The following is a 24,596-nucleotide window of genomic DNA, read 5'->3' as shown; positions in this document are numbered from 1 at the left end:
TGCGGCAGGGTATAGCCGTCCAAAGCCACAAGGGAAAGCAGATGTTGAAGGCAAAGCCGGTCTGGACACTTGGCGCGATGTCGGGAACCTCGCTCGACGGGGTCGATGCGGCCATGCTGCTGACCGATGGCGAGACGATCTTTGACTTCGGCCCCACGGCCTTCCGGCCCTATTCTTTGCAGGAGCAATCCGTTCTGCGCGCCGCCCTCGGCCATTGGCCCGGAAGCCCCGAAGTGCGCGCCGCCGCCGAGGTGACCGAGGCCGCCCATGCGGAGCTTTTGTCGCGCTTTGACGGCGCCGAGCTGGTGGGCTTTCACGGCCAGACCCTGGCCCATGACCCCGGCGGGCGCGGCACGCATCAGTCCGGAAATGGCGGCCTGCTGGCGGAAGCGCTCGGGCTTCCGGTGGTCTGGGACTTTCGCTCAGATGATGTGCGCATGGGGGGTCAGGGTGCGCCGCTGGCGCCCTTTTACCACTTTGCACTCGCACGCCGTCTCGGGAGTGACCCGGTGGTCTTTCTCAACCTTGGCGGCGTCGGCAATCTGACCTGGGCCGATCCCTCTGCCCCGGGCCCCGAGGCGCCGGGCGCGGTCTTTGCCTTTGACACCGGCCCCGCCAATGCGCCGATCAATGATCTGATGCAAAAGCGACTGGGGCTGGACCGTGATGAAAACGGCGCCCTTGCCGCCGGCGGCACCGCCGATGAGGAACGGATCGCAGAGTTCCTGCAGCATCCCTTCTTCTTCCGCATGGCCCCCAAATCGCTCGACCGCGATGCCTTTGCGGGCCTCAGCGACAGCGTGGCGGGTCTCAGCGACGCCGATGCCGCCCGCACGCTGACGGCTGCCGCCGCCGCCGCTGTCGCCGCAGGCCTGGATCTGCTGCCCACGCCGCCGTGCCGGGTGCTGACAGGGGGCGGCGGGCGGCTGAACCCGGTCCTGATGGCAGAGTTGAACGCCCGCCTGCCCTGCCCGGTTCAGCCGGTTGAGGCGGCGGGCTTTGACGGCGATATGCTGGAGGCCCAGGCCTTCGCTTTCCTTGCGGTGCGCGTGGCGCGGGGCCTGGCCACCTCGGCCCCCGGGACGACCGGGGTTGCGGCGGCGGTGGGCGGCGGACAGATCAGCCGCCCCTGAGCCTCAGATCGCCCGGCGACGGGCGCGGCCCTCGACCACCAGGGCCACCACATAAAGGATCATCGCCACCCAGATCAGCGGGAAGGCAATCGCTTTGGCGCGGCCAAAGGGTTCCCCAAAGACAAAGACCGCCACGAGGAAGATACAGGTCGGCGAAATATACTGCATGATCGCAATGGTGGAGAGCCGCAGCAGCTTGGCGCCATTGGCATAAAGGATCAGCGGCAGCGCGGTACACATCCCCATGCCAAACAGAAGCGCGAAATCGCCAAAACCGCTGTGCGGGAACAGCGCCCAGCCCTGCACCTCCGCATAGCCCAGATAGGCCAGCGCGAAGGGAAAGAGCAGCAGCACCTCCAGCGCGAAGCCCTCATTGGGGCCGACCGGCAGCGAGCGCTTGAAATAGGCGTAAAACCCCCAGCTGAGCATCAGCAAAAGCGCAATCCAGGGCAGCTCTCCTTCATCGATCGCCAGCACGACGACGGCGGCAAAGGCAAAGCCCACCGCCAGCCATTTCAACGGGTTCAGCCGCTCTCCCAGCAAAAGATAGCCCAGCAGGATCGAAAACAGCGGGTTGATATAATAGCCAAGCGCCGCCTGCATGGCCTGGCCGATATGGATGGCGTAGATATAGACGCCCCAGTTCACCGTCACCACCGCCGAGGCCAGACCCGCCATGATCACCGTGCGCGGCTCGCGCAGCGCCTGAGCCAGCGCGCCCAGCTTGCCCATCAGCGCCAGTGCCCCCAGTGCCAGCGGCAGCGACCACAGCACCCGATGCGCCAGCACCTCCAGCGAAGGGATATGCGACAGCAGCGCCACATAAAGCGGCATCAGCCCCCAGAAGGCATAACAGGCCAGCGCAAAGGCAAAGCCGCGCGGATCGTCACGATCCGCAGGGCGGCGGGCAGAGGTCGAATCGGTCATTTTGCTCTCCTGACGCGCAGGGGTAACCTGCCCGCAAGATTTCGGAAATGCCGATTGCAACACCGGCACCGGATCATGTTACGGAGGCTTTGGCGCAGCGGTCTCAGACCGCAGGCCGCGCCTCAAAGCCGATGCCGTCAAGGCCTGCAATCACCGCCTGCTCAGACGCCGAGGTGGTCACCGTGACACGGCGCTGCGTCAGATCCACCGCAACGAGAGCGGCCGCATCCAGCGCCTTCAGCGCCTGAGTGACAGCCGTTGCGCAATGCCCGCAGCTCATATCGGGCAGATGAAGGGTCAGTTGAAGGCTCATGGCGGATCTCCTTTGCGCTCAGATAGGCCCGCCGCACGGGCCAGAGCAAGGGGGCGCCGTCCGGGGACAGGCTGCCATCTGCCCCCTGCTGCTCTGCCCGCTGCCACAGGGGTTAACCAAAGGTTCGGAATTGTGAAGAATTTTCGAGAAATCCGGCTATAATCTGATCCATACCCGCAGCATCACAGCGGGCAGGTTTTATCAGTGTGCTGCCCTGTCGCCTCTGCGGTCGGGCCGCGTGTTCCGGAGAGTTATCATGCGCGGATTTACCGGCAGATCGGGTCAGACCTTCACGCTGCTGCAGGGCGGTGCGCCTGTGCCGCGCGCAGGGGCTTTTGCGCAGACCGAAGCCTATTGGCTGGCGCTGCGCGGGGAAGGCCGCCTGCTGCCCGAGCGCTGCCGCTTTGATCCGCGCGGCGTCGCCGATATCCTCAACAACCTGATGCTGCTGGAGCGTATCGCCCCGGGACAGGTCCGCGTGCGTCTGGCCGGGCAGTCGGTCGGTGATCTTTTTGGGCTCAGCCCCGAGGGGATGCCGCTGACAGCTCTGATCAGCCCGGAAAGCCGCGGCGCTGTTGCCGCCCGTCTGGAAGAGGTTTTCCGCCGCCCCGCCGTGCTGGAGATGGATCTCTCTGCCCCTGCCGGTCTGCTGCGCCCGACGGTCCAAACCCGGCTTCTGGTGCTGCCGATGACAGGTCGTGACGGCGCCTGTGACCGCGCGCTGGCCTGTATGATCAGCGATGCGCCCCCGGCGGGCCGGGTGCTGCGCTTCGGGCTTGATCAGGTCCGCCTTCGCGAGATCCCGCAGCCCGAACGCGGCGTGATCCCGGCACATCCGCCGCAGGCGAAAGCGGCTGAGTTTCAGGAGATCCGCGCGGCGCGGCCTGCCGCAGCGGCCCATCCGCATCTGCGCCTGGTCAAAAGCTGAGGCCTGAGACGCAAAACGGGCCCCGAAGGGGCCCGTTTTTTGGCGCGGGGCTTTCGCCGCCGTTATTCTTCGGTGGAGGACACCGGTGCCGCATCCGCATCGGCCACTTTGGCCCGGCGGGTTGCGGGCGCGCGGCGCGGCTTGGGTGCTGCGCGCGGTGCCTTCTCTGTCGCTGCGACCGGGGCCTCTGCTGAGGTCACTTCGACCGCAGGGGCTTCGGTCTCACGCGGCTTGCGCTCGTCAGAGCGGCGCTCTTCCTTGCGGCGGCCATCGCGCTTGGGTTCGCGGCGGTCGTCTTCGCGCTTGGGCGCGGCGGAACGGCGCTGGCCTTCAGGGCGGGGTTCACGGGGTTCACGCTGTTCCCGGGGCTCACGCTGTTCACGCGGCTGACGCTCACCCGAGCGAGTTTCGCGGGGCTGCGGCTCGTCAGCGGCTGCGACGGGGGCGGCCGGCACCACTGCACGGTCTTCCGGCGTCTCAACCAGACCGACATCGGCTGTGCTGCTCTCGGCGTCCTCGAAGGGGAATACCGGAACCGGAGCGATCTCGGGCTGTTCATCCGGCACGCGGTCTTCGCGACGATTCTGCGGCTGCCAGGAGCTGCGTTCACCGCCCTGATGTCCGCCGCCCTGGTAATGACCACCGCCATTACCATTGCCATTGCCGTTTCCATTGCCGTTCTGGCCCTGGAACTGACGACGGGCTTCCTGTTCGGCCGCCATTTCGCGCATCGCTTCGCCGAGCATACGGGTGTAATGCTCTGCGTGCTGCAGGAAATTCTCGGCCGCAACGCGGTCATTCGAGAGCTGAGCATCACGCGCAAGCGCCTGATACTTCTCAATAATCTGCTGAGGGGTGCCGCGCACCTTCCCATCGGGGCCCGAACTGTCGAACACCCGGTTGACGATATTACCAATAGTACGCGGGCGGTTCTGTTTCGAACGCGAGCGGGACTTGGAGGATCTCATGTGTCCTGTATTCCGGCCTTGATATGGCTGACCCGGACTGCACAGGCTGTCCTGAAGCTGAGCCCCGGTAAACGGGCAATCGGGTCGACGCTTTGCGGGCTGTAACGCGCAACAGGACCGAAGGGTCTCTGCCTGCGCTGAAGTTGTGAAAGCACGCCAGAACCGTCGGCGCAAGCGGTTTTTGGAAAATTCCGGTGATTTTTACGGATTCTCCGGCGTATTTTTCAACTTTGGGCGGAAGTCAGCCTTTGATTGCGCTCACATTGCGGTCGCGCCCGTCCAGATCGGGATGCACACGCACGCCGGAGAATCCCGCCGCTGCAAAGAATCCGCGCACGGCCTCGCCCTGGGTTGGACCGATCTCAACGATGATCCGCCCGCCGCGCTGCAGGCGGGCCCCGGACTGCGCCGCCAGCAGCCGATAAACACTCAGCCCGTCGCCCTCATCGGTCAGCGCCATGCGCGGATCATAGCCCAGCACATCGCGCGACAGCCCCGCCATTTCATCCGCAGCGATATAGGGCGGGTTTGAGACGATCAGATCAAACTCGCCCTCCACATCTGAAAACCAGTCCGAGGTGATCAGCGTGGCGCGGTCCGACACGCCCAGCGCTTCGGCATTGCGCGCGGCCACCTGCAAAGCGGCAGCCGAGAGATCCGCCCCCGTCCCCCGCGCCTGCGGACGCTCCGCCAGAAGCGTCAGCAAAATAGCGCCGCTGCCGGTGCCCAGATCGAGCACGCGCGAGAAGGGCGCCTGCAGCGCCAGCGCGATCAGGCATTCGGTTTCGGGACGCGGGTCCAGCACATCGGGGGTGACGTGAAAGCGGTAGTTCCAGAAGTCGCGATGGCCGAGGATCTTTGAGACCGGCTCCCCCCCTGCCCGCCGCGCCAGCAGCGCCGCAAAGCGGGCGTCAAACTCAGGGGTGAAATCCGAAAGCTCCAGCCGGTGCAATTTGTCACGCGTCAGCCCCGCCGCATGGGCGAGCAGCATCCGCGCATCCAGCATCTGATCCGGACCGTCCGGCAACAGATCACGGGCGCGGGCCAGGGTCTTTGCCATGGCCTCTGAGAGCGATGCGTGGCTCATTGTGAGGCCTCTGCCAAACGGGCGGCCTGATCTTCGGCGACCAGCGCGTCGATGACCTCGCTCAGATCGCCCTGCATCACCTGATCCAGCTTATAAAGCGTCAGGTTGATGCGGTGGTCGGTCAGACGGCCCTGCGGGAAATTATAGGTCCGGATGCGCTCAGAGCGATCACCCGAGCCGACCTGCGTCTTACGATCCGCCGCCCGGGCCTGATCGCTTCTTTGCCGCTCGAGGTCGTAAAGCCGCGCGCGCAGCACCGCCATGGCATTGGCGCGGTTCTGGTGCTGCGATTTCTCAGACGAGGTCACGATGATCCCGGTGGGAATATGGGTGATCCGCACCGCCGAATCGGTGGTGTTCACGTGTTGCCCGCCCGCACCCGAAGCGCGCATGGTATCAATGCGGATGTCCTGGGCGGGAATGTCGATATCGACCTCCTCCGCCTCAGGCAGAACGGCGACGGTGGCGGCAGAGGTGTGAATACGTCCGCCCGATTCGGTGGTCGGCACCCTTTGCACGCGGTGCACACCGGATTCGAACTTCATCCGCGCAAAGACCCCCTCGCCCGCGATCCGGGCCATGGCTTCTTTGACGCCGCCCAGATCGGATTCGCTGAGCTCCAGAAGCTGGAACTGCCAGCCCGCGTTCTCGGAAAAGCGCTGGTACATCCGCAAAAGATCGCCCGCGAAAAGCGCGGCTTCCTCGCCCCCGGTGCCGGGGCGGATCTCCAGAATCGCCGGACGGGCATCGGCGGCATCTTTGGGCAAAAGCGCCAGCCGCAGACCATGCTCCACCTGCGGGAGCTCCTCGCGCAGGGCGTTCAACTCATCCTCCGCCAGCGCCTTCATCTCCGGATCCGACAGCATCTCCTCAGCCGAAGAGATGCTGTCCAGGATCTGCCGCCAGCGGTTGATCTCAACCACCACGGGCTTCAGCTCAGAATAATCGCGGCTGATCTGCGCGATCTGGTTTGACGGCGGTCCGGCCGCAAGCTGCGCTTCAAGAAAATCGAAGCGCGAGAGGATCTGTTCAAGCTTTGCGACCGGCAGCATCCGTCAGTTGCCCGCCGCGGCCCAGTCACGCAGCCGCGCCACATAGCGCGCCATGGTATCGATCTCGAGGTTGATCTTATCGCCGACCTTCACCGTGCCCCAGGTGGTCTGCGTCTGGGTATGGGGGATGAAGTTGATGCCAAAATCGGTGCCATCCACCTCATTGACGGTCAGCGAGGTGCCGTTCAGCGCGACCGAGCCCTTCGGCGCGATAAAACCCGCGAGATCCCGCGGGGCGCGGAAGGTCACGCGCAGGCTGTCGCCCTCAGGACGCATGGCAATGACTTCTGCCACCCCATCGACGTGGCCCGAGACGATATGGCCGCCGAGTTCGTCCCCGACCTTCAGCGCGCGCTCAAGGTTCAGACGTTTGCCGGGCATCCAGCCGTCCTGGCTGATATTGGTCTTGCTGACCGTCTCGGCCGAGATCTCAACGTCATACCAGTTGCGACCTGCTTCGGTGCCGCGCGCAATGACGGTCAGGCAGACCCCATCCGAGGAAATTGAAGCCCCCAGATCAATGGTTTGCGGATCATAAGCCGTTGCGATCCGCGCCCGCAGATCGCCGCGCTGCTCAGACAACACGACCTCACCGATATCCGTGATAATCCCCGTGAACATGGACAGCCTCCGCCTTGGGAAATGATGCCTTTCCCTAAACGATCCGCCGCGCTGAGGGAAGGAGCCTGCCATCACCCTGCCTTGATCGTGCCACAGGGCTGTGATCTTTCCCTCTGTGAGCACGCAACCCGTTTGTTCCCGACGCGTTGCAGAAAAATCGTCCGCCTGGCCCAGGCTTCCCGAATTTCCCGGGTATGAGTGGTATTTAAGATGTCTGATTTCCCCCGCGCTCCGGCGCAGCACCGCCGCTTTCTTCTGCTTCAGGGCCCGCACGGACCCTTCTTTGCAAAGCTGGCAGTGCAGCTGAAGGCCGCGGGTTGCGAGGTCTGGCGGGTGGGGTTCAACCGCGGCGATCAGGTCTTCTGGCCGGACCAGGCAAGCTATCTCCCCTGGCTGGGCCGCCCGGAAGACTGGCCTGCGGCTTTCGCGCAGATCCTCGAAGATAAGGGCATCACCGATCTGGTGCTTTATGGCGATACCCGCCCGATCCATGCCCGGGCCATCGGGATCGCCCGCAGCGCCGGGCTTTCCATCCATATTTTTGAGGAAGGCTATCTGCGTCCCTATTGGGTCACCTATGAGCGCGGGGGCTCGAACGGCCATTCCCGCCTGATGGATCTCAGCCTTGAGGAGATGCGCCAGGCCCTGACCCGGGCCGAGGACGAGGTCCCGGAGGTGCCCGCCGTCTGGGGCGATCTGCGCCAGCATATCTTTTACGGCGCGGCCTATCATTTCTTTGTCATGGCGCTGAACGGGCGCTACCGCAATTTCCGCCCGCACCGCTCGATCACCGTGCTGGAGGAGTTCCGCCTCTATCTCAAGCGCCTCGTGCTGATGCCGGTCCACCGGCTGCGGCGCTGGCAGGCGGAACGCGCGATCAGTCAGGGTGGCTTTCCCTATCACCTGGTGCTGCTGCAGCTTGAGCATGATTCAAGCTTCCGGATGCATTCGCCCTTCTCCTCGATGTCCGAGTTCATCACCCTGGTGCTGGAGGGCTTTGCCGCCGGCGCGCCGCTCCATCATCATCTGGTGTTCAAAGCCCACCCCTTGGAAGACGGCCGCGCCGGTATTGAGGCGGCCATCACCCGGGAGGCCAGCCGTCTGGGTCTTTCCGCACGCGTGCATTACGTTGGCGGCGGTAAGCTTGCGCGGCTTTTGAACCATGCCCGTACCGCAGTGACGGTCAATTCCACCGCCGCGCAGCAGGCGCTCTGGCGCGGCATGCCGCTGAAGGCCTTTGGCCGGGCGGTCTATCAAAAGACCGAGTTTCTGAGCGACCAGCCGCTGGCGGACTTCTTTCACGCCCCCCGCCGCCCCGACCTGAAGGCCTACCGCGATTACCGCCGCTTTCTTCTGGAAACGAGCCAGCTGGTGGGGGGCTATTACTCCTCCCGCGGGCGGCGCGCTGTGCTGCGGCAGGTGGTGGATATGATGCTCGCACCGCAGGACCCCTATGAGGCCCTGCTCACCGGCTGCGCGACCCCAAGACAGCAGTTACGCCTGATCACCTGAGCGCGGCAGCCGCTTTCTCCGAAAGGCGGCCCCGGCCATTCCTCCCGCGGGCAGCCCGCTTTGCTGCGACAGCTGGTGGACAGGATACCCGCACCGCAGGATCTCTGTGAGACCCGGTTCACCGGCTGCGCGGCACCAGGGCAACAGTTGCATCTCATCACCTGAGCGCGGCTCCGGCTGCGACATTGTGGGCTGGATCGAAACGCCATAAGCGGTTAGCGTTATCCGCAAAAGATAAAACAGGTCCGGCGATGGAGACCGAGCAGTGAGATCAGAAGTCAGATCCGGGGCCAGCTTTCTGGCGCTGAGCCTTTGTGTGATCGCCCTTGCAGGCTGCGGCCTGCCACGTTCAGGGCCAAGTAAGAATGAAATTTTTGCCGGCAGCGTGATGAAACAGGGCGATGCCTTTGTGGTCTCGGTCAATGACCGTGTCACCCGGGCCACCGCCGTCGTGCCGGATCTGAGCTTTCCGCAAAGCTTTGCCGCGGCCGGACGGGTGACCGCTGATCGCATTAATCCCGGCGATGTGGTGAGCCTCAGTATCTTTGAGAACGTCAAAGATGAGCCGCTGCTCTCGGTCGCGGGAGAGCGTCTTTCGGTGCTGACCGATGTGCAGGTGGACGATCAGGGCTATATCTTTGTGCCCTATGCCGGTCGGGTGAAAGCCTCCGGGCGCACCCCTGATCAGTTGCGCACGGCCATTACCAAAGAGCTGGAAAGCCAGACCCCGGATCCTCAGGTCATGGTCGCGCGCGCGGCAGGAGATGGCTCGACCGTTTCGGTTTCAGGCGGCGTGGCGGCCCAGGGCGTCTATCCGATTGAGCGCCCGACCCGCTCACTGCTGGGGATGCTGTCGCGCGCCGGGGGCGTCGCCATTCAGCCCTCCGTGGCTCAGGTCCGGGTGACGCGCGGCGCGACCACCCGCAAGGTCTGGCTGCAGGATATCTATGAAAACCCGCAGGCCGATATCGCTTTGCGCGCGGGAGATAAAATCGTCGTCGAAGAGGACCGCCGCGCCTATGTGGCCCTGGGCGCCACCGGCACCCAGACCCGCGTGCCCTTTGACACCCGCACCCTCTCGGCCATTGAAGCGATTGCGCAGGTCGGTGGTCTCAACACCTATCTGGCCGATCCCACCGGCGTCTTCGTCTTCCGCAATGAACCGGCGGGCATCGCCAATAAGGTCCTTGGCCGCAGCGATCTGCAGGGCGACCAGCGCATGGTCTATGTGCTTGATCTCACACAGCCCATGGGGATGTTCCACGCCCGCGATTTCGTGGTGCGCGACGGCGACACCGTCTATGTCACCGAAGCGCCCTATGTGCAGTGGCAAAAAACGCTCAGCGCGCTGACAGGGGCGACCTCGGCAGCCGACAGCCTGCGCTCGGCCTCAGGCGGCTGACAGGGCATCAGAGCCATCCAAACCGGCCCCTGCGGGCCGGTTTTTTCATGTCCTCTGCGCAGGATCCGGCAAGCGCCCGGCCCTGTGGGCCGGGCCGATGCGCCCTGCGGAGCTGGCCTTTGCAAGACATTGCCCGCGTTTCCTTCAGGCGCTTCCGCCCCCGCCCTCCCGGCGCGCGCGGCGCAGGGCCACGCGCAGGGGGCGGTTGTCGGTCAGCTGCAGCGCCCGCTCGGCCATGCGCAGGGCGAGTTTGCGGTGGCCCTTCGCCATGGCCTTCTCAAACAACTCGCGCTGATAGCGCGGGAAACTCCGCCGCGCGCGCAGGGTGGTGCGGAAGGCCTGCGGCGTCAGCGTACCGTCAAGGGCTGCCAGAATGATCTCCGTCAACACCCCCATCTGCAAAAGCGACGAGCCAAGCCGGTGCCCCATCAGCGGCGCAGGCAGCCGCATGACATTATCGCCGCTGAACCGCGCCGCATGGCGGGCGTCCAGCGGTTCAAAGGGATCGTAAAGCAGCACCATTCTGGCGGCCTTGTCGCTGACCTCGGCAGCATCGCCAAAGGGCCCCGAGAAATCGCGGTGCCAGGCGGTTTTATAGCGGCTCTCCCAGGGCACAAGCCCGCGATCAAGGGTCGACTGCGGCGAGATCGCCACAACATCTGCCCCTGGTGCCGCGCCGGAAAACGCCGCTGCCGCATAACCGCCCATCGAGGCGCCATAAAACACCACCCGCTCAAAACGGCTGAAGAACCCCTCATCACGGAGCCGCTCAAACATGGCGCTGACCGCGCCGTCGCGATACCAGGTCCAGCCACCGGCCATCACCCCCAGCATCGCCCAGCCCTGCTTTTCGATGAAATCAAACCCCCAGGGGCGGCGATCTTCCCGCTTGTTCATCGCGATATCGAGATTGTCGAAGGTCACAACCAGCACCTTGGGCGAGCGCGGGATGTAAAGAAAGCTGTGCTCGCCCAGATCCTCAAAGAAGCCCCCGCTTCCGGCCAGCTCCCTTGCAAGACCGGCCCAGCCTGCCTGATCCGCAGGCGGGGCGATGCGCGTCTGCACCCGGGTCATCTCTCCCTGCGGGGGGCCCAGCGCCTCGGTCGGTCCCAGCGCCTTCAGCCAGCCCCAGGCCCCCGAACCTTTGCGGATATCACTGAGCATCAGCGTGTCGGAGTGGCAAAGCGAGCGCGAGAGGCTCTCCGGCAGGGGCCGTTTCCAGCGCGCCCCGAAGCCCGCGATATTCAGCACCAGATCGACCGGACGCAGATCGCCGGGCTGCGCGGGGATCTGGATCTTCTCGCGCGGCACCCCGCGGGCGATCAGCTCTCTGCGCGCCGATTTTGCCGGGCCCGCGCCTGTGAACGGCCCCTCCGCCCCGGGTGAGAGAAGCGTGATGTCACAGCGAAACTGCTGCCAAAGGTCGAAAAGCTCCGGAACGGCAACGCCCGTCACATCCGCGACCGATGCCACAGAGCGCTGTCCCGCCTCCGGCCACCAGAGCGGCGGCCATGAGGTCTCAGCCTCTGCGGCATTCTCTGCGGGGGGCGCATCGCCCTCTGGTCGGCGCAGCGGGGCGGCCGCCGGGTCAATGCCATGGGCCTTCAGCAGTCGCCCGATGACAGAGCGCGGCCTCGGCACCCCTCCGGGTTCTGCGGACAAGATCCGCGACCGCATTCGACGCCCGTAAAAATGGATCGAGAAACACTCTTCCGTGACATAATCCTCAAGCCGCACCCCCGGCTTCAGCATCTGCCGCCGGTCGCGGTAGCGGAACGGGTAAAGCGCGTCACTCGGCAGGGCGTATTTCACCTCTCCCGTTGCTTTCAGAAAATGCGTCAGCGCCGCCGGACCCCAGACACCCCAGGGCTGGTCGGCCGCATGAACCGGGGTGCCCGCATCACGCAAAGCGCGCAGACGATCCTGCTCCTTCGCGCTGAACCAGGGCGGGATGCCATATTCGTCAGAGGTGAAGTCCAGCAGCCCGCGCAGGGTCTCGCTGTCGGGGGGCAGACCCAGCACGCCATTGGCCAGGCCATGATCGCTTTCCCAGGCGTAGAAATGACCGTTGTTTGTGGTGAAAGGCCGCAGACAATAGGCATCGGTATCCGCCCAGATCATATCGTGCTGTTTGGCCAGCATATGATAGCGGAAGAGATCCGCATGCGGGGCCGGCGAGCCGGTGCGGCCATGACGCAGAAAACCGTTCAGCGGCAGGATCTCCGCGGCATCGCGGATCTCAACCCCTTCGGGGGCATTGGTGATGCCTTCATAGGTGTAAAGCACCACATGCTGACCGACATCGATAAAGCTTTTCAGACAAAGCTGCTCAAGATAGCTCAGATTGCCGCCGATCCAGAGCGCACCGATTCTGTAGTCCCTGACCATCCGTTCCCTGCCTCCGCCTGTATTTCTGACCTGATATCGCCGGATTTCGGCAGGAATTTGTCTTCAGGTTCTGATTTTCGCACTGGTTCGTTAACGCTCCGGGTGCAACTCTGAGTGAGACACGAGCCCGGACGCTGCGCAATGCCTCAAAATCCTGACCCCGCCCTCTTTCTGCGCCGCCCTCTGCGCGCGCAGCCCTGCCCCTCGGGGGCGGTGCTGCTGGACCGCATCGCGGATGCGAGGGAGCCAGGACGGCTGCGGCTGATTTTCGGGCGCGGCAGCACCGAAGATCAGGTGCGTGCGGCCCTGCCAGGGGCGGCGAAACTGAAGGAGTTGCGGGAGATCTCCGGAAGCTGGCTCGCCGATCTGGAGGCTGCGCCCCCCGGCGACAGCCCCGATGAGCGCGGGGTTCTTGCGGGCTGCAATGTGGTGCTGGGCTTTCGGGTGGCCGAGACCGCCACCATGATCCGCGACTGGCTTTTGTGGCACGCAGAGCATCACGGGCTGAGCGGCGCGCTGATCGTCAACCGCGCCCCGCCGGGGAGCGAGACTGACCGCTTTGCCGCGGAGCTGGAGGCGCTTTTGCAGGGTGTCCCCCTGCGCATCCTGCTGGTTGAGCCGGATTTTCCGACCGGCAAGCCCGATCTCGGGCCTGAAAGCCACCCGTTCCTCGCCCCCGATGCGCCGGGCAAAGACCGTATGACGCCCCCCGAGCCGGACCCCTTCCGTTCCCCCTTAGGTGAAATGGCCCTGCCCGAGGCGCTGAAATGGCGCTTTCTGCGCCAGGCGCGGGCGGTGGCGCTGCTGGATCCCTGCGACTACCTGCCCCCCCGCGCGGCGGGAGAGGCTGATCTTTTCACCCGCACCACCGAGGCCCTGCAGGGCGTCATCCTGCTGATCGGGCAGCGCATTTATCCCTGGCGCATCCGTCCGGGGGCAGAGCCTGTCTTTGGCGATCACATCTGCCGTCAGTTTGACACCCGCCACGCTGTCGCGCGCTGGACCGTCGCCCCCGAACGCGCGGGGCTGGAGAAAACCTGGCGCATCCGGCGCGTGGCCTATGCCCGGCCGGACCGCAGCCTGGTGGCGCCTTTCCTGCGCGCCATGGCCCTGCGCATCCCCGACCGCGGCGCGGGCGAACTGGCGCCCAAAACCTCGCTGGTTGAGGATCCGGTGCTGCTGGAAATCTCGACCGCACGTCTTGGCCATAAGCCCGTGCGCCCCCCGGTTTCTGAGCCCCCCGCCCTTCTGCCCCTCCGTGAGCCGCGCACCGCCATTGTCACCACCATGAAGAATGAAGCGCCCTTCATTCTGGAATGGCTGGCCTGGCACCGCGCCATCGGCGTCACGGATTTTCTGGTCTATACCAACGACTGCACCGACGGCACCGATAGCCTGCTGGAGATGCTGCAGCGCAAGGGCCTGGTGCAGCACCGCGCCAATCCCTGGGTGCCGGGCGGCGAGCTGAAGCCGCAGCACGCCGCGCTTCAGGCTGCGGAAAGTGAGCCGGTGATCCGTCAGGCGGATTGGGCGATCTGCATGGATGTCGATGAATTCATCAATATCAAACTCGGCGATGGCCGCCTGCCGACGCTTTTTGCGGCGATGGAGGAGGCCGCCCCCGGTGCGAATATGATCTCGCTGACCTGGCGGCTGTTTGGCAATGGTGATGTGGCAGAGTTTGAGGACCGCTTTATGGTCGGGCAATTCCCGCTCTGCGCGCCGGAGCTGATCCGCAAGCCGCATCAGGCCTGGGGATTTAAGACGCTCTTTCGCAATATCGACATCTTCAAAAAGCTGGGCGTCCACCGCCCCAAGGGGCTGCGACCGGATCTTTGGGACCGCATCACCTGGCTCACCGGCTCGGGCAAACGGATGCCAAAGGAGATTTACCGCAACGGCTGGCGCTCGACCAATGAGACCTGGGGCTATGACTGGGTGCAGCTGAACCATTATGCCGTCCGCTCGGCGGAAAGCTTTCTCGTGAAACGCGACCGGGGCCGGGTGAACCACGTCGACCGCGATCAGGGGCTGCATTATTGGTTTCGGATGAACCACAATGTGGTTGAGGACCAAAGCCTGCACAGCCGCCTGCCGATGCTGCAGGCCGAATGGGACCGGCTGATGGCCGATCCCGAAACCCGTGCCGCCCATGAAGATGCGGTGCGCGCCCACCGCGCCAAAATCGCAGAGCTGCGCGCGACCGCGAAATTTGAGGAATTCTACCAGGACCTTACGGGAGAGCGGCTGAAGCGTCTCTCCCGTCTGACCCCGCATTTTGGCGGTGCGGTCTTCACCGCAGGCCCAGGCGTGATCCCCGATCACATCGCCTTTTCAGAGCGCCTGCCCAAGGGATTTCACTTCACCATCGACGACGACAAGGCGGCCGAAACCGCCGAGGATCAGGCCTCCCCGGCAGAGAACGCCTGATTTTTATGCAGATCCCGCCTCAAAGCAGCCCCTGTCGGCGCTTTGCTGCGATCTGACGAGCGAACCGGCGAAATGTTGTGTTTTTCGTCATTTTGTTAGACGCTCTCCCGGAGTTCCCCTTCCCCCCGGGGTCCCCTTCGGTTAAGCCCCTCCCTGCCCCGGCGATCGTGCGGCGGGGCTTATGTCTTTAAGGAGGCCATGATGGGCTACAAAGTCGTTGTCGTGGGCGCTACGGGGAACGTGGGCAAAGAAATGCTCTCGATCCTTGCTGAGCGTGAATTCCCGGTTGATGAGATCGTGGCACTGGCGTCGCGCAAATCGCTCGGGACCGAATTGTCTTTCGGCGACCGAACTTTGAAGACTAAGGACCTCGACACTTTCGATTTCACCGGCTGGGATATCGCGCTGTTCGCGATCGGCTCGGATGCGACGAAGATCTATGCGCCGAGGGCTGCCGCTTCGGGCTGTGTGGTTATCGATAACTCGTCGCTCTACCGCTATGACCACGACGTGCCGCTGGTCGTGCCGGAAGTGAACGCCGAGGCCGTCGACGGCTATAAAAAGCGCATGATCATCGCCAACCCGAACTGCTCGACCGCGCAGATGGTTGTGGCGCTGAAGCCGCTGCATGACCGCGCGAAGATCAAACGCGTTGTCGTCTCGACCTATCAGTCGGTTTCGGGCACCGGCAAAGAGGCGATGGATGAGCTTTGGAACCAGACCAAGGGCCTCTTCGTCATCGGCCAGGACGTCGCACCCAGCGTTTATCCCAAGCAGATCGCCTTCAACGTGATCCCGCATATCGATGTCTTCCTCGACTCGGGCGATACCAAAGAAGAGTGGAAAATGGTCGCTGAGACCAAGAAAATCCTCGATTCTTCGATCAAGGTCTCGGCCACCTGCGTGCGCGTTCCGGTCTTTGTGGGCCATTCGGAATCGATCAACATTGAGACCGAAGACTTCCTCGACTGGGAAGAAGCCACCGAGATCCTGCGCGAAGCGCCCGGCGTTCTGGTGATCGATAAGCGCGAAGCCGGTGGTTACATGACCCCGGTCGAAGCGGCCGGCGAAGATGCCACCTATGTCTCGCGGATCCGTCAGGACAATACCATTGAGAACGGCCTGAACTTCTGGTGCGTCTCGGACAACCTGCGCAAAGGTGCGGCACTGAACGCGGTTCAGATCGCTGAAGTGCTGGGCAAACGCTGCCTGAAAAAGGGCTGATCTCAGCCACAGGTGAAGACAGACCGCGCCCTCCCACCCCGGAGGGCGCGGTTTTTTCATGGCAAATTCACTTTACGCCCCCCGCCTGAGGGGGCACAACATGGGCAGGTCCGCCGGAGTTCTGCCATGCCTTCTCTCGTTTTTGATCTTGACGGAACGCTGATCGACAGCGCCCCCGATATCGCCGCCGCCCTCAATCAGGTGCTGAAAGATGAGGGGCTTGCCCCCCTCAGCCTGGCCCAGGTGATCGGCTTTATCGGCAATGGTATCCCCGCGCTGATCGCCAAAGCGCGCACGCATTACGGCCTTTCAGATGCGCGCCAGGAGGTCATGCTGGCCGCTATGCTGGGCTGCTACCGCCACGATCAGACCCGGCTTTACCCCGGTGTGCGCGAGGCGCTGAGCAGCCTGAAGGCCGGGGGCTACCGTCTGGGGCTTTGCACCAATAAAAACCTCGGCCCCACCCATGAGGTGCTGGCGGCCTGCGGTCTGGCTGAGTTTTTTGAGGTGGTGATCGGCGGCGACAGCCTTGCGGTCAAAAAGCCCGATTCCGCCCCCCTTCAGGCCGCTTTTGCAGCCCTTGGCGGCACGCCCTTCCTTTATATCGGCGACAGTGAGGTCGATGAAGAGACCGCCCGCCGCGCCGCATTGCCCTTTGCCTTTTTCACCGGGGGCTATTGCCATCTTCCCGAGGAGCGGCTCACCTTTGCTTTGAAGTTTGACAGCTTTGCCGGGTTGCCCGAAGCGGTGCGCGGTCTGGCTTTCACCGCGCCGGAGACCTCCGTATGAACCATGATGAGCTGCGCTACTGGTCCAAAATCGCGGCCGACTGGGCGCATGACTATCATCTGGATCTGCGCGACCGCCCCGTCCGGGCCCGCACGCCGCGCAATGCAATCCGCGACGCGCTGCCCGTTCGGGCACCTGAACTTCCCGAAAGCATGGAGGAGATCTGGGCCGATTTTAACCGGCTGATCCCCCAGGGCATGACCCATTGGCAGCACCCGCGCTTCTTTGCCTATTTCCCCGCCAATGCCGCTCCCGCCTCGATGCTGGCAGAGCAGCTGGTCAATGCCATGGCCTGTCAGGGCATGATCTGGCAGACCTCTCCGGCAGCGACAGAGGTGGAACAGGCCATGATGGTCTGGCTGCGCGAGGCGCTCGGGCTGTCTGATCGCTTCACCGGCACCATCCACGACAGCGCCACCACCGCGACGCTTTCAGCGGTGCTGACGATGCGCGAGCGGGCGCTGAACTGGCATGGGCTGCAGGCGGGGCTGTCGGGCATGCCGGTGCTCAGGCTTTATGCCAGCGGCGAGACCCATTCATCCGTCGATAAGGCCGCGCGGGTGGCGGGCCTTGGCCAGCAGAACCTGGTGAAAATTCCGACCGACGACAGCCTGTCGATGCGCCCGGATCTGCTGGAGGCCGCGATTGCGGCGGATCGCGCGGCGGGCATGATGCCTGCGGGTGTGATCCTTTGCGTCGGCGGCACCTCGGTCGGGGCGTTTGATCATGTGGCAGAACTGATCGCCGTGGCCAAAGAGGCGGGCCTTCCGGTGCACGTCGATGCCGCCTGGGCCGGGTCAGCGATGATCTGCCCCGAGTTTCGCCTGCTCTGGGAAGGGATTGAGGGCGCGGATTCCATCGTCTTCAACCCGCATAAATGGCTGGGCGCGCAGTTTGACTGCGCGGTGCAGTTCATCGCCAACCCGCAGGAGCAGATCAAAACCCTTGGCCTGCGCCCGAGCTATCTTGAGACCCCCGGCGAAGATGAGGTGGTCAATTTCAACGAATGGACGGTGCCGCTGGGCCGCCGCTTCCGTGCGCTGAAGCTGTGGTTTTTGCTGCGCGCCCATGGGCTTGAGGATCTGCGGAACCGCATCCGCAACCACGTCAACTGGAGCCGCCAGCTCTGCGCCACCCTCTCGGAACTGCCGGATCTGGAGATCGTCACCGCCCCGGCGCTGTCGCTTTTCACCTTCGCGCATCGCGATGGCGACAGCGCCACCGAGGCGCTGCTGGCAAAGGTCAATGACGACGGCCGGATCTATCTGACGCAGACCCGCCACCAAAACCGCCTGGTGATCCGGGTTCAGGTCGGGCAGTTTGACTGCACGGAAGAGGATGTGATGATGGTCCATCAGGTCCTGTCGGAGCTTTTGGGATGATCCGCCTTCGGCAGGGTTTGCGCGGCTTTGTGCTTGCGGTCTGCCTTGTGCCCTTTCCGGCCCTCGCCGATCTGCCGACGGCAACCGATACCTACGTCAATGACTTCGCAGAGGTGCTCTCGGATGAGGCCGAAGAGGATCTCCGCCGCCGCCTTCTGAACCTGCGGGACGAGACGCAGATCCACGGGGTGGTGGCCACCCTGCGAAGCCCCACGGATTATACCGGCCCGCAGGACCTGCCTGCTTTTGCCACCGCGCTTTTTAATGACTGGGGGATCGGCGACAGCCTGCGCCATGACGGTATTCTGATCCTGGTGGCGACCGACACCCGCGAGATCCGCATCGCGCTCGGCTCGGGCTATGAGCCGGTCTGGGACAACCGCGCGCAGCGGGTGATCGACGCGCTGATGGTGCCCCTGCTGCGCGATGAGCGCTACGCTGATGGGCTGCAGGCCGGGGTGACCGGCATCGCCGATTATATCGCGCGGCCCTATTCCCAGGGCGTCAGCTTCAACGCCACCGAAGGCATGCCAGAGGCCCCGGCAGAGCAAACCCATGATCTGGCGATGTTTCTTGCTTTCGCGGGGATCGTCGGGATCTTTGCGCTGGCTTCAAACCGGGGCGAGATCAGCGATGCGCTGGCCCGTCGCCGTCCCTGTCCGCAGTGCGGCACCTCATCCATCCGCACCGAAAAGCGCCGACGCCCCGGGCAGTCCGGACGCTCGGTGCGCCGTTTCTGCACCACCTGCCGCTGGGAAGCCTGGCGCGATGACACTGCGGGCGGCGAGGGCGACAGGCCGTCTGACCGGGAGGCCGGTGGCGGGGGTGGGGGCGGCTTTGGCGGGGGCTCCTCCTCAGGTGGCGGAGCATCGGGGCGGTTCTGATCAGGCCGAACGGATGGACATCAGGAAAAGGCGCTCCCGAGGGAGCGCCTTTTTGGCTGACGTGCGGGCTGCAGGCCGACCAGCCTCATTTCCCCCGAAAAAGCGTGCCGAGGATGCCGCGCACCAGGGCCTGGCCGCTTTTCGTACCCAGCTGTCGCGCAAAGCTTTTCGCGAAAGTCTGCGTCACCGAATCAGAGCGCGACGAGGTGCTGCTGCGTTTGGGCGCAGCCGCCTCAGCCTGCGGCTTTTTATACCGCGGCGTCGGATCATAGCGGCGCGCGCGATTATAGCCGCCGCCCGCCTCCGGGGCCGCCTCCTCCGGGGCAGCGGCGGCCTCCTCTGCGGCCTGGGCCGCACGGCGCGCCAGCATCTCAAAGGCCGAATCGCGATCAATTCCGCGGGCATATTTCGCGGCAATCGGCGAGGCCGCGATGACCTGCTGCCGCTCGGCCAGGGTCAGCGGACCGTTAAAGGACGAGGGCGGGCGGATCAGCGTGCGCTCGGCCACACCCGGCACGCCCTTTGCCTCCAGAAAAGAGGTCACGGCCTCACCGGTACCGACTTCGCGGATCGCATCTTCAATGTTGAAGCGCGGATTGGCGCGGTAGTTCTGCGCCGCCTGCCGCAACTCGCGCTGGTCCTTGGCGGTGAAGGCGCGCAGGGCGTGCTGCACCCGGTTGCCCAGCTGGCCGAGGACCACCTCCGGGACATCCGCCGGATTTTGCGTGACAAAATAGACCCCGACCCCTTTGGAGCGGATCAACCGGGCCACCTGCTCAATCCGGTCGATCAGGGCTTTGGGCGCGCCGTCAAACAGCAGATGCGCCTCATCAAAGAAGAAGACCAGCTTCGGCTTCTCCGGGTTGCCGACCTCCGGAAGCTCTTCAAAAAGCTCCGAAAGGATCCAGAGCAGCACCATGGAATAAAGCCGGGGCGTGTTCATCAACCGGTCTGCCGCCAGGATGTTGATCACGCCCCGGCCCTGCGCATCGCTGCGCAGAAGGTCCGACAGCTCAAGCGCCGGCTCGCCGAACATCGCGGCACCGCCCTGGTTCTCCAGCACCAGAAGACGGCGCTGAATGGCCCCGATTGAGGCCGGGGCGACATAGCCCCAGGACGGATTGACCGACTTTGCATTCTCCGCCAGAAAAGCGAGAACGGCGGTCAGATCCTTGAAATCCAGAAGCGGCAGGCCCTGTTCGTCCGCCAGACGGAAGGCGATGTTCAAGACCCCCTCCTGCGGCTCGGTCAGCTCCAGCATCCGCGCGATCAGGACCGGCCCCATCTCGGCCACAGTGGCCCTGAGCGGGTGGCCCTGCTCACTCCAGATGTCCCAGAAAGCGACGGGAAAGGCTTTATACTCAAGATCAAGGCCAATGATCTCAGCGCGTTTCACGAAGGCCTCATGCAGCTTGCCCTCGGCGAGGCCCGGCTTGGCCAGCCCCGACAGGTCGCCCTTCACATCGGCCAGAACCACCGGCACCCCGGCCGCCGAAAACCCTTCGGCCAGGATCTGCAGCGTGACGGTTTTTCCGGTGCCCGTTGCCCCCGCAATCAGCCCGTGGCGGTTGGCATAGCCCAGCAAAAGCGACTGAGGCTCCGCATAATCCACACCGCCGCCACCGGCAAAAATTCGATCTGTCATCCGATCCCCGTGCCCCGCCGAAGGAATGTCACCATTTCAGGGTCTTCGCCCCGGTTGGCAGCATACTCTCTTAATCCTGTCGCGCCACTATGGGTTTCGGCACCCTCTGTCTGCCTGGGGGTGCCACTCCTCCCTGTCAGACTGGCCGCGCCCCGATGGCGCGGCCTTTTTTCTCAGCAGACAGCCTCTGCGGGAGTGTGACAGCCTTTAGTTGCAGGAACTTTGTAAATCTTTGTTGACGGATTGTCGCAGGCCGCCTAGCGTCAGGACATATAAGTCGGCCAGTCCGACAGGGAGCAAAAAGATCATGGAAAAGGGCCCCTCGGCCCTTTTCCGCATTTGAGACAAAGCGTTATCAGCACTCACCAGCCGCCGGGGTCTGATCACAAATGCGGGGGTTCCGGCGGGATTACGCCATCTCCCGTCTTAGGGGACTGACTTACCCTGACCCGCGTGATACCCCCGAGGCAGATCCAAATGTTTGCGGGATTGACATGAAATCGACCGAAACGTTCTTCGCCCTGGCCCTTTCCATGGCCCTGGCATCGCCTCTGGCAGCGCAGACCGCGCCTGCAGCCCCGGCCGCCCCTGAGGCACCGGCCGCTCAGGCTCCGGCTGAAGCGCCTGCGGAAGGCACTCCCCCCGCTGCTCCGGCAGCCTCTGGTGGCATGTCGATGGGCGAAGAAACCGCCCAGAACGGCACCACATATGTCAAAGAAACTTTCGGCGACTGGCAGCTGAACTGCATCCGCACGGAAACCGGCGCTGATCCCTGCCAAGCCTATCAGCTGATGAAGGACTCGGAAGGCAATTCGGTGGCAGAGATTAATCTCTTCAACCTGCCGCCCGGTGGCCAGGCCGTGGCCGGTGCCTCCATCGTGACGCCGCTTGAGACGCTGCTGACCGCTCAGGTCACCGTGCGCATCGACAGCGCACAGCCCAAGCGCTACCCCTTCACGCTTTGCGCGCCGATCGGCTGCGTGTCGCGCGTGGGCTTTACCGCCGCTGAAGTGGACAGCTTCCGCAAGGGCAATAAAGGCACCGTGACCATCGTCCCGGCGATGCTGCCCGATGAGCAGGTGGATATCACCCTCTCGCTCAAGGGCTTCACGGCCGCCTGGGATGCGATGATCAAGGCCAATGAAGCGGCCGATAAAGCGGCTCAGGAAGCGGCCAAGGCCCAGGCCGCGCCGAAGAACTAAGGCACTGAACGTGCTGACAGAAAGGGGCGGTGGCTGCAGAGCCGCCGCCCTTTTTCGCTCAAAGGGCCTTCAGCGCCAGAACCGCATTTAAGCCCCCGAAGGCAAAGGCGTTGGACAGCGTGGCGCGGGGCTTTGCGACACGCGCCTGATTGGCGACGACATCGGCCAGGCACTCCCCGTCCGGGGCGTTGTGGCCCAGTGTCGGGGCCAGCACCCCCTCGCGCAGCGCCAGCAGGCAGGCCAGCAGCTCAATCGCACCCGTGGCCCCCATGGCGTGACCATGCATGGATTTCGTCGAGGAAACCGGGGGCGGGCTGTCCCCGAAGACCTCACGAATGGCCGTGGATTCACTGCGGTCATTGGCCAGGGTCGCGGTGCCATGGGCGTTAATATAGCCGATCTCATCGGGGCGCAGTCCGGCGTCCTGGAGTGCGGCCCGCATCGCGCGCGCAGCCCCCTCGGCGGAGGGCAACACGATCTCGGCCGCATCGGCGGTCATGCCAAAGCCTGCGACTTCGGCCAGGATCTCCGCCCCCCGCGCCCGGGCATGCGCCAGCTCTTCAAAGACGAAGACCGCAGCCCCCTCACCCATCACCATGCCGTCGCGATCCGCGCTGAAGGGGCGGCAGCCGGTGGGGGACATGACGCGCAGCCCCTCCCAGGCTTTCAGCCCGCCGAAACTCAGCATCGCCTCTGCACCGCCGCAGAGCATGACATCCGCCGCCCCGCCGCGGATCAGCTGAAAAGCCAGCCCCATGGCGTGGTTAGAGCCGGCACAGGCGCTCGCCACTGAGAAGACCGGGCCCTTCAGCCCCTGGGCCATGGAGAGATGGCTGGCGGCCGCGCTGTTCATCAGCCGCGGCACGGTAAAGGGATGCACCCGCGCCCGCCCCTCCTGATAGACCTCGCGGTAGGCGGCATCCGAGGTGGTCAGCCCACCGCCCGCCGAGCCGAGGATCACCCCCGCGCGGTGCGAAAGCGCCTCATTCAGCACCAGACCGGCCTGGTCCATGGCCTCAGCCCCGGCCACCAGAGCGAATTGGGTGAAGCGGTCGTAAAGCGCGAGCTTTGCTTTTGCAAACAGCGCCTCGGGTTGCCAGTCGCGGATCTGCGCGCCGATGCGGATCTGCAACCGCTCAAGATCCGGCAGCTCCAAAGGGCCAATGCCCGAGCGCCCGGCGCGAAAGGCCTCAAAGGTGCCCCTCACATCGCGGGCCAGGGCATTGACCGTCCCTGCCCCGGTGATGACCACCCGCCTCACGGCGCAGCCTCTGCCAGATGCGCCTCAACCCCGGAAATCAGCGCGGCGAGGGTGGAGAAATCCACCCCCCCGGCCTCGGGCGTATTGGCGTTAAAGGGCAGCGAAAGCCCGAAATCCTCCTCCAGCGCGAAGAGGATCTCCACCAGCGCCATGCTGTCGAGGCCCAGAGTCTCGGGCGTATCGCTGAGACGCAACTCCGTGACAGACCGCCGGCACTGGGCCGCCACAATCGACAGAATGCGCGCCTCAGCCGTCATGCCTGCTCCGGGCCTTCCGGGGCTTTGGCGGTGAGGGATTTATGGAGTGCCTCCATCTTTGCCATAAAGCGCGGCAGACGACGGAGGGATTTATTGATCTCAATCTGGGTCTCCATCTTCACCGCCGGGCTGCCAAGGATCACCCTTCCTGCCGGAACATTGGTAAAGATTTTACTCGCGCCACCGGCAATCACATCCGCGCCGACGGAAATATTATCCGAGACGCCGCATTGCCCGCCCAGAACCGTGCGGTCGCCAATGGTCGAAGAGCCTGCAATGCCCACCTGACCACAGAGCAGGCAGTCGCGTCCCACCTGCACGTTATGGCCGACATGCACCATATTATCGAGCTTGCTGCCTGCGCCGATGCGCGTGGCCCTGACCGAGCCGCGATCCACGCAGGAATTGGCGCCGATCTCGACATCATCGCCGATCTCCACCCCGCCGAGCGAGGCGATGCGGGTCCAGGTCTGCTCGCGGAAGTCTTTGCGCTCGCCCAGGCTGTCGCGGATCTGCTCGACGCCGGATTTCTCGGGCGTCACAAAGGAAAAGCCATCCGCGCCGATCACCACGCCGGGATGGGCGATAAAGCGGTCCCCGATGGTCACGCGGTGACAGATGCGCACGCCCTGCAGCAGCAGCGCATCCGCGCCGATGACCGCATATTCAGCGATGGAGACATGGCTGGCGATCCGCGCGCCGGGGCCGATTTTCACGCCTGCGCCAATGGTGACGAAGGGGCCGATGGCCGCGCCTTCGCCGATCTCGGCACTGGGGTCGATCACCGACATCGGGTGGATGCCAGGGGCAATCTCGGGGCCGGGATCAAAGGCACGGGCAATCCCCGCCATGGCAAGGCGCGGACGCGAGATATAGATCGCCGCCTCCAGGCCAAGTGTGCGGTGGTCCGCCCCGTCCCAGATCACGGCCGCGCGCGCCTGTCCCTGCTCCAGCCCGCCCGCATATTTCGGGTCCATTGCCAGCGCCAGATCCTCGGGGCCCGCGGTGTGAGGCTCGGCCGCGCGGAGCACCCGCAGATCGGTCTTGCCCGCAGCGCGGGCGCCGATGGCGGCAGCGATTTCAGCGATGGTCAGGGAATTCGGGGTCATCTTACGCTCCTTGGCCGGGGCGTGCCGCGCCCCGCCTCACTCGTAAGCTATGTAGGGCGCGGCGAGCCTCCCGAAAAGGGCA

At 64.5% G+C, this 24,596-nt stretch carries 20 protein-coding genes and 1 pseudogene; 10 read left to right on the top strand and 11 right to left on the bottom strand.

Features of this window, described 5'->3' with window-relative positions; genetic code table 11:
* Positions 1-41 precede the first annotated feature (41 nt).
* Positions 42-1,133: an anhydro-N-acetylmuramic acid kinase gene (locus EG244_RS09755; protein ID WP_124964821.1), complete on the top strand. Its 1,092-nt coding sequence runs from the start codon at positions 42-44 to the stop codon at positions 1,131-1,133.
* A gap of 3 nt (positions 1,134-1,136) precedes the next feature.
* Here EG244_RS09755 and rarD read toward each other — a convergent pair whose 3' ends face one another.
* On the bottom strand, positions 1,137-2,060 hold the full coding sequence (gene rarD / locus EG244_RS09750; protein ID WP_124964820.1) for an EamA family transporter RarD: 924 nt from the start codon (positions 2,058-2,060) through the stop codon (positions 1,137-1,139).
* Positions 2,061-2,163: 103 nt separating this feature from the next.
* Complete coding sequence (locus EG244_RS09745; protein ID WP_124964819.1) at positions 2,164-2,373, bottom strand: heavy-metal-associated domain-containing protein; 210 nt, start codon at positions 2,371-2,373, stop codon at positions 2,164-2,166.
* Positions 2,374-2,629: 256 nt separating this feature from the next.
* On the opposite strand from EG244_RS09745, the gene EG244_RS09740 reads away from it, so the two are divergent.
* Positions 2,630-3,301, top strand: coding sequence for a PAS domain-containing protein (locus EG244_RS09740; RefSeq protein WP_124964818.1), 672 nt, complete (start codon positions 2,630-2,632; stop codon positions 3,299-3,301).
* A gap of 721 nt (positions 3,302-4,022) precedes the next feature.
* On the opposite strand, the pseudogene EG244_RS21475 reads toward EG244_RS09740, so the two are convergent.
* From EG244_RS21475 to EG244_RS09720, 4 genes and pseudogenes are all read right to left on the bottom strand, one after another.
* Positions 4,023-4,269, bottom strand: a pseudogene (locus EG244_RS21475) (DUF4167 domain-containing protein); the annotation flags it as partial.
* A gap of 241 nt (positions 4,270-4,510) precedes the next feature.
* Positions 4,511-5,356 carry a peptide chain release factor N(5)-glutamine methyltransferase gene (gene prmC, locus EG244_RS09730; RefSeq protein WP_233588969.1) on the bottom strand — a complete coding sequence of 282 codons (846 nt, stop codon included), beginning with the start codon at positions 5,354-5,356 and terminating at the stop codon, positions 4,511-4,513.
* Entirely contained in the window at positions 5,353-6,408 is a 1,056-nt protein-coding gene (gene prfA, locus EG244_RS09725) for a peptide chain release factor 1 (protein ID WP_124964816.1), read from the bottom strand. The genes prmC and prfA overlap by 4 nt, the downstream gene beginning before the upstream one ends.
* A gap of 3 nt (positions 6,409-6,411) precedes the next feature.
* Entirely contained in the window at positions 6,412-7,029 is a 618-nt protein-coding gene (locus tag EG244_RS09720) for a riboflavin synthase (protein WP_124964815.1), read from the bottom strand.
* Between the two features lie 210 nt (positions 7,030-7,239).
* On the opposite strand from EG244_RS09720, the gene EG244_RS09715 reads away from it, so the two are divergent.
* Both EG244_RS09715 and EG244_RS09710 read left to right on the top strand, forming a co-directional pair.
* Positions 7,240-8,541 carry a capsule biosynthesis protein gene (locus EG244_RS09715; RefSeq protein ID WP_124964814.1) on the top strand — a complete coding sequence of 434 codons (1,302 nt, stop codon included), beginning with the start codon at positions 7,240-7,242 and terminating at the stop codon, positions 8,539-8,541.
* A 265-nt stretch (positions 8,542-8,806) separates the two neighbouring features.
* The gene (locus EG244_RS09710) at positions 8,807-9,943 is read left to right on the top strand and encodes a polysaccharide biosynthesis/export family protein (RefSeq protein WP_456071333.1); all 1,137 of its coding nucleotides are present in this window, start codon (positions 8,807-8,809) and stop codon (positions 9,941-9,943) included.
* Between the two features lie 144 nt (positions 9,944-10,087).
* Here the strand turns inward: EG244_RS09710 and EG244_RS20665 are convergent, their stop codons facing one another.
* Positions 10,088-12,331 (bottom strand): glycosyltransferase family 32 protein, encoded by a 2,244-nt coding sequence (locus tag EG244_RS20665; protein WP_199737917.1) that lies wholly within the window; start codon positions 12,329-12,331, stop codon positions 10,088-10,090.
* 141 nt (positions 12,332-12,472) lie between these two features.
* On the opposite strand from EG244_RS20665, the gene EG244_RS09695 reads away from it, so the two are divergent.
* The 5 genes from EG244_RS09695 to EG244_RS09675 all read left to right on the top strand — a co-directional run bounded on the left by EG244_RS09695 (position 12,473) and on the right by EG244_RS09675 (position 19,040).
* Positions 12,473-14,761: a glycosyltransferase family 2 protein gene (locus EG244_RS09695; protein ID WP_124964812.1), complete on the top strand. Its 2,289-nt coding sequence runs from the start codon at positions 12,473-12,475 to the stop codon at positions 14,759-14,761.
* 201 nt (positions 14,762-14,962) lie between these two features.
* Complete coding sequence (locus tag EG244_RS09690) at positions 14,963-15,985, top strand: aspartate-semialdehyde dehydrogenase (protein ID WP_124964811.1); 1,023 nt, start codon at positions 14,963-14,965, stop codon at positions 15,983-15,985.
* 126 nt (positions 15,986-16,111) lie between these two features.
* Positions 16,112-16,774 carry an HAD-IA family hydrolase gene (locus EG244_RS09685; RefSeq protein WP_124964810.1) on the top strand — a complete coding sequence of 221 codons (663 nt, stop codon included), beginning with the start codon at positions 16,112-16,114 and terminating at the stop codon, positions 16,772-16,774.
* A complete protein-coding gene (locus EG244_RS09680; RefSeq protein ID WP_124964809.1) occupies positions 16,771-18,156 on the top strand; it encodes a pyridoxal phosphate-dependent decarboxylase family protein in 1,386 nt (461 codons plus the stop codon). The genes EG244_RS09685 and EG244_RS09680 overlap by 4 nt, the downstream gene beginning before the upstream one ends.
* Positions 18,153-19,040, top strand: a complete 888-nt coding sequence (locus EG244_RS09675) for a TPM domain-containing protein (RefSeq protein ID WP_124964808.1) — start codon at positions 18,153-18,155, stop codon at positions 19,038-19,040. Before EG244_RS09680 ends, EG244_RS09675 begins: the two co-directional genes overlap by 4 nt.
* A gap of 85 nt (positions 19,041-19,125) precedes the next feature.
* On the opposite strand, the gene EG244_RS09670 is transcribed toward EG244_RS09675, so the two are convergent.
* Positions 19,126-20,685 carry a helicase HerA-like domain-containing protein gene (locus EG244_RS09670; RefSeq protein WP_124964807.1) on the bottom strand — a complete coding sequence of 520 codons (1,560 nt, stop codon included), beginning with the start codon at positions 20,683-20,685 and terminating at the stop codon, positions 19,126-19,128.
* Positions 20,686-21,173: 488 nt separating this feature from the next.
* Between EG244_RS09670 and EG244_RS09665 the strand changes: the two genes are divergently transcribed.
* A complete protein-coding gene (locus EG244_RS09665; RefSeq protein WP_407644043.1) occupies positions 21,174-21,887 on the top strand; it encodes an invasion associated locus B family protein in 714 nt (237 codons plus the stop codon).
* 58 nt (positions 21,888-21,945) lie between these two features.
* Here the strand turns inward: EG244_RS09665 and EG244_RS09660 are convergent, their stop codons facing one another.
* Genes EG244_RS09660 through EG244_RS09650 form a run of 3 tightly spaced genes read right to left on the bottom strand, consistent with a single transcriptional unit; the run spans position 21,946 to position 24,514 of the window.
* The gene (locus tag EG244_RS09660) at positions 21,946-23,148 is read right to left on the bottom strand and encodes a beta-ketoacyl-[acyl-carrier-protein] synthase family protein (protein WP_124964805.1); all 1,203 of its coding nucleotides are present in this window, start codon (positions 23,146-23,148) and stop codon (positions 21,946-21,948) included.
* Positions 23,145-23,405, bottom strand: coding sequence for an acyl carrier protein (locus EG244_RS09655; RefSeq protein ID WP_124964804.1), 261 nt, complete (start codon positions 23,403-23,405; stop codon positions 23,145-23,147). Before EG244_RS09655 ends, EG244_RS09660 begins: the two co-directional genes overlap by 4 nt.
* A complete protein-coding gene (locus EG244_RS09650) occupies positions 23,402-24,514 on the bottom strand; it encodes a UDP-3-O-(3-hydroxymyristoyl)glucosamine N-acyltransferase (RefSeq protein ID WP_124964803.1) in 1,113 nt (370 codons plus the stop codon). Before EG244_RS09650 ends, EG244_RS09655 begins: the two co-directional genes overlap by 4 nt.
* Between the last annotated feature and the right edge of the window lie 82 nt (positions 24,515-24,596).

The organism is Falsigemmobacter faecalis, from assembly GCF_003863335.1.
Classification (GTDB): Bacteria; Pseudomonadota; Alphaproteobacteria; order Rhodobacterales; family Rhodobacteraceae; genus Wagnerdoeblera; species Wagnerdoeblera faecalis.
The sequence above is the reverse complement of the archived record's forward strand: the minus strand, read 5'-3'. Positions and strand labels throughout refer to the sequence as shown.

Coding starts and splice junctions, on each gene's coding strand:
- EG244_RS09755 (WP_124964821.1), top strand. CDS start 42: ATGTTGAAGGCAAAGCCGGTCTGGACACTTGGCGCGATGTCGGGAACC.
- rarD (WP_124964820.1), bottom strand. CDS start 2,060: ATGACCGATTCGACCTCTGCCCGCCGCCCTGCGGATCGTGACGATCCG.
- EG244_RS09745 (WP_124964819.1), bottom strand. CDS start 2,373: ATGAGCCTTCAACTGACCCTTCATCTGCCCGATATGAGCTGCGGGCAT.
- EG244_RS09740 (WP_124964818.1), top strand. CDS start 2,630: ATGCGCGGATTTACCGGCAGATCGGGTCAGACCTTCACGCTGCTGCAG.
- prmC (WP_233588969.1), bottom strand. CDS start 5,356: ATGAGCCACGCATCGCTCTCAGAGGCCATGGCAAAGACCCTGGCCCGC.
- prfA (WP_124964816.1), bottom strand. CDS start 6,408: ATGCTGCCGGTCGCAAAGCTTGAACAGATCCTCTCGCGCTTCGATTTT.
- EG244_RS09720 (WP_124964815.1), bottom strand. CDS start 7,029: ATGTTCACGGGGATTATCACGGATATCGGTGAGGTCGTGTTGTCTGAG.
- EG244_RS09715 (WP_124964814.1), top strand. CDS start 7,240: ATGTCTGATTTCCCCCGCGCTCCGGCGCAGCACCGCCGCTTTCTTCTG.
- EG244_RS20665 (WP_199737917.1), bottom strand. CDS start 12,331: ATGGTCAGGGACTACAGAATCGGTGCGCTCTGGATCGGCGGCAATCTG.
- EG244_RS09695 (WP_124964812.1), top strand. CDS start 12,473: ATGCCTCAAAATCCTGACCCCGCCCTCTTTCTGCGCCGCCCTCTGCGC.
- EG244_RS09690 (WP_124964811.1), top strand. CDS start 14,963: ATGGGCTACAAAGTCGTTGTCGTGGGCGCTACGGGGAACGTGGGCAAA.
- EG244_RS09685 (WP_124964810.1), top strand. CDS start 16,112: ATGCCTTCTCTCGTTTTTGATCTTGACGGAACGCTGATCGACAGCGCC.
- EG244_RS09680 (WP_124964809.1), top strand. CDS start 16,771: ATGAACCATGATGAGCTGCGCTACTGGTCCAAAATCGCGGCCGACTGG.
- EG244_RS09675 (WP_124964808.1), top strand. CDS start 18,153: ATGATCCGCCTTCGGCAGGGTTTGCGCGGCTTTGTGCTTGCGGTCTGC.
- EG244_RS09670 (WP_124964807.1), bottom strand. CDS start 20,685: ATGACAGATCGAATTTTTGCCGGTGGCGGCGGTGTGGATTATGCGGAG.
- EG244_RS09655 (WP_124964804.1), bottom strand. CDS start 23,405: ATGACGGCTGAGGCGCGCATTCTGTCGATTGTGGCGGCCCAGTGCCGG.
- EG244_RS09650 (WP_124964803.1), bottom strand. CDS start 24,514: ATGACCCCGAATTCCCTGACCATCGCTGAAATCGCTGCCGCCATCGGC.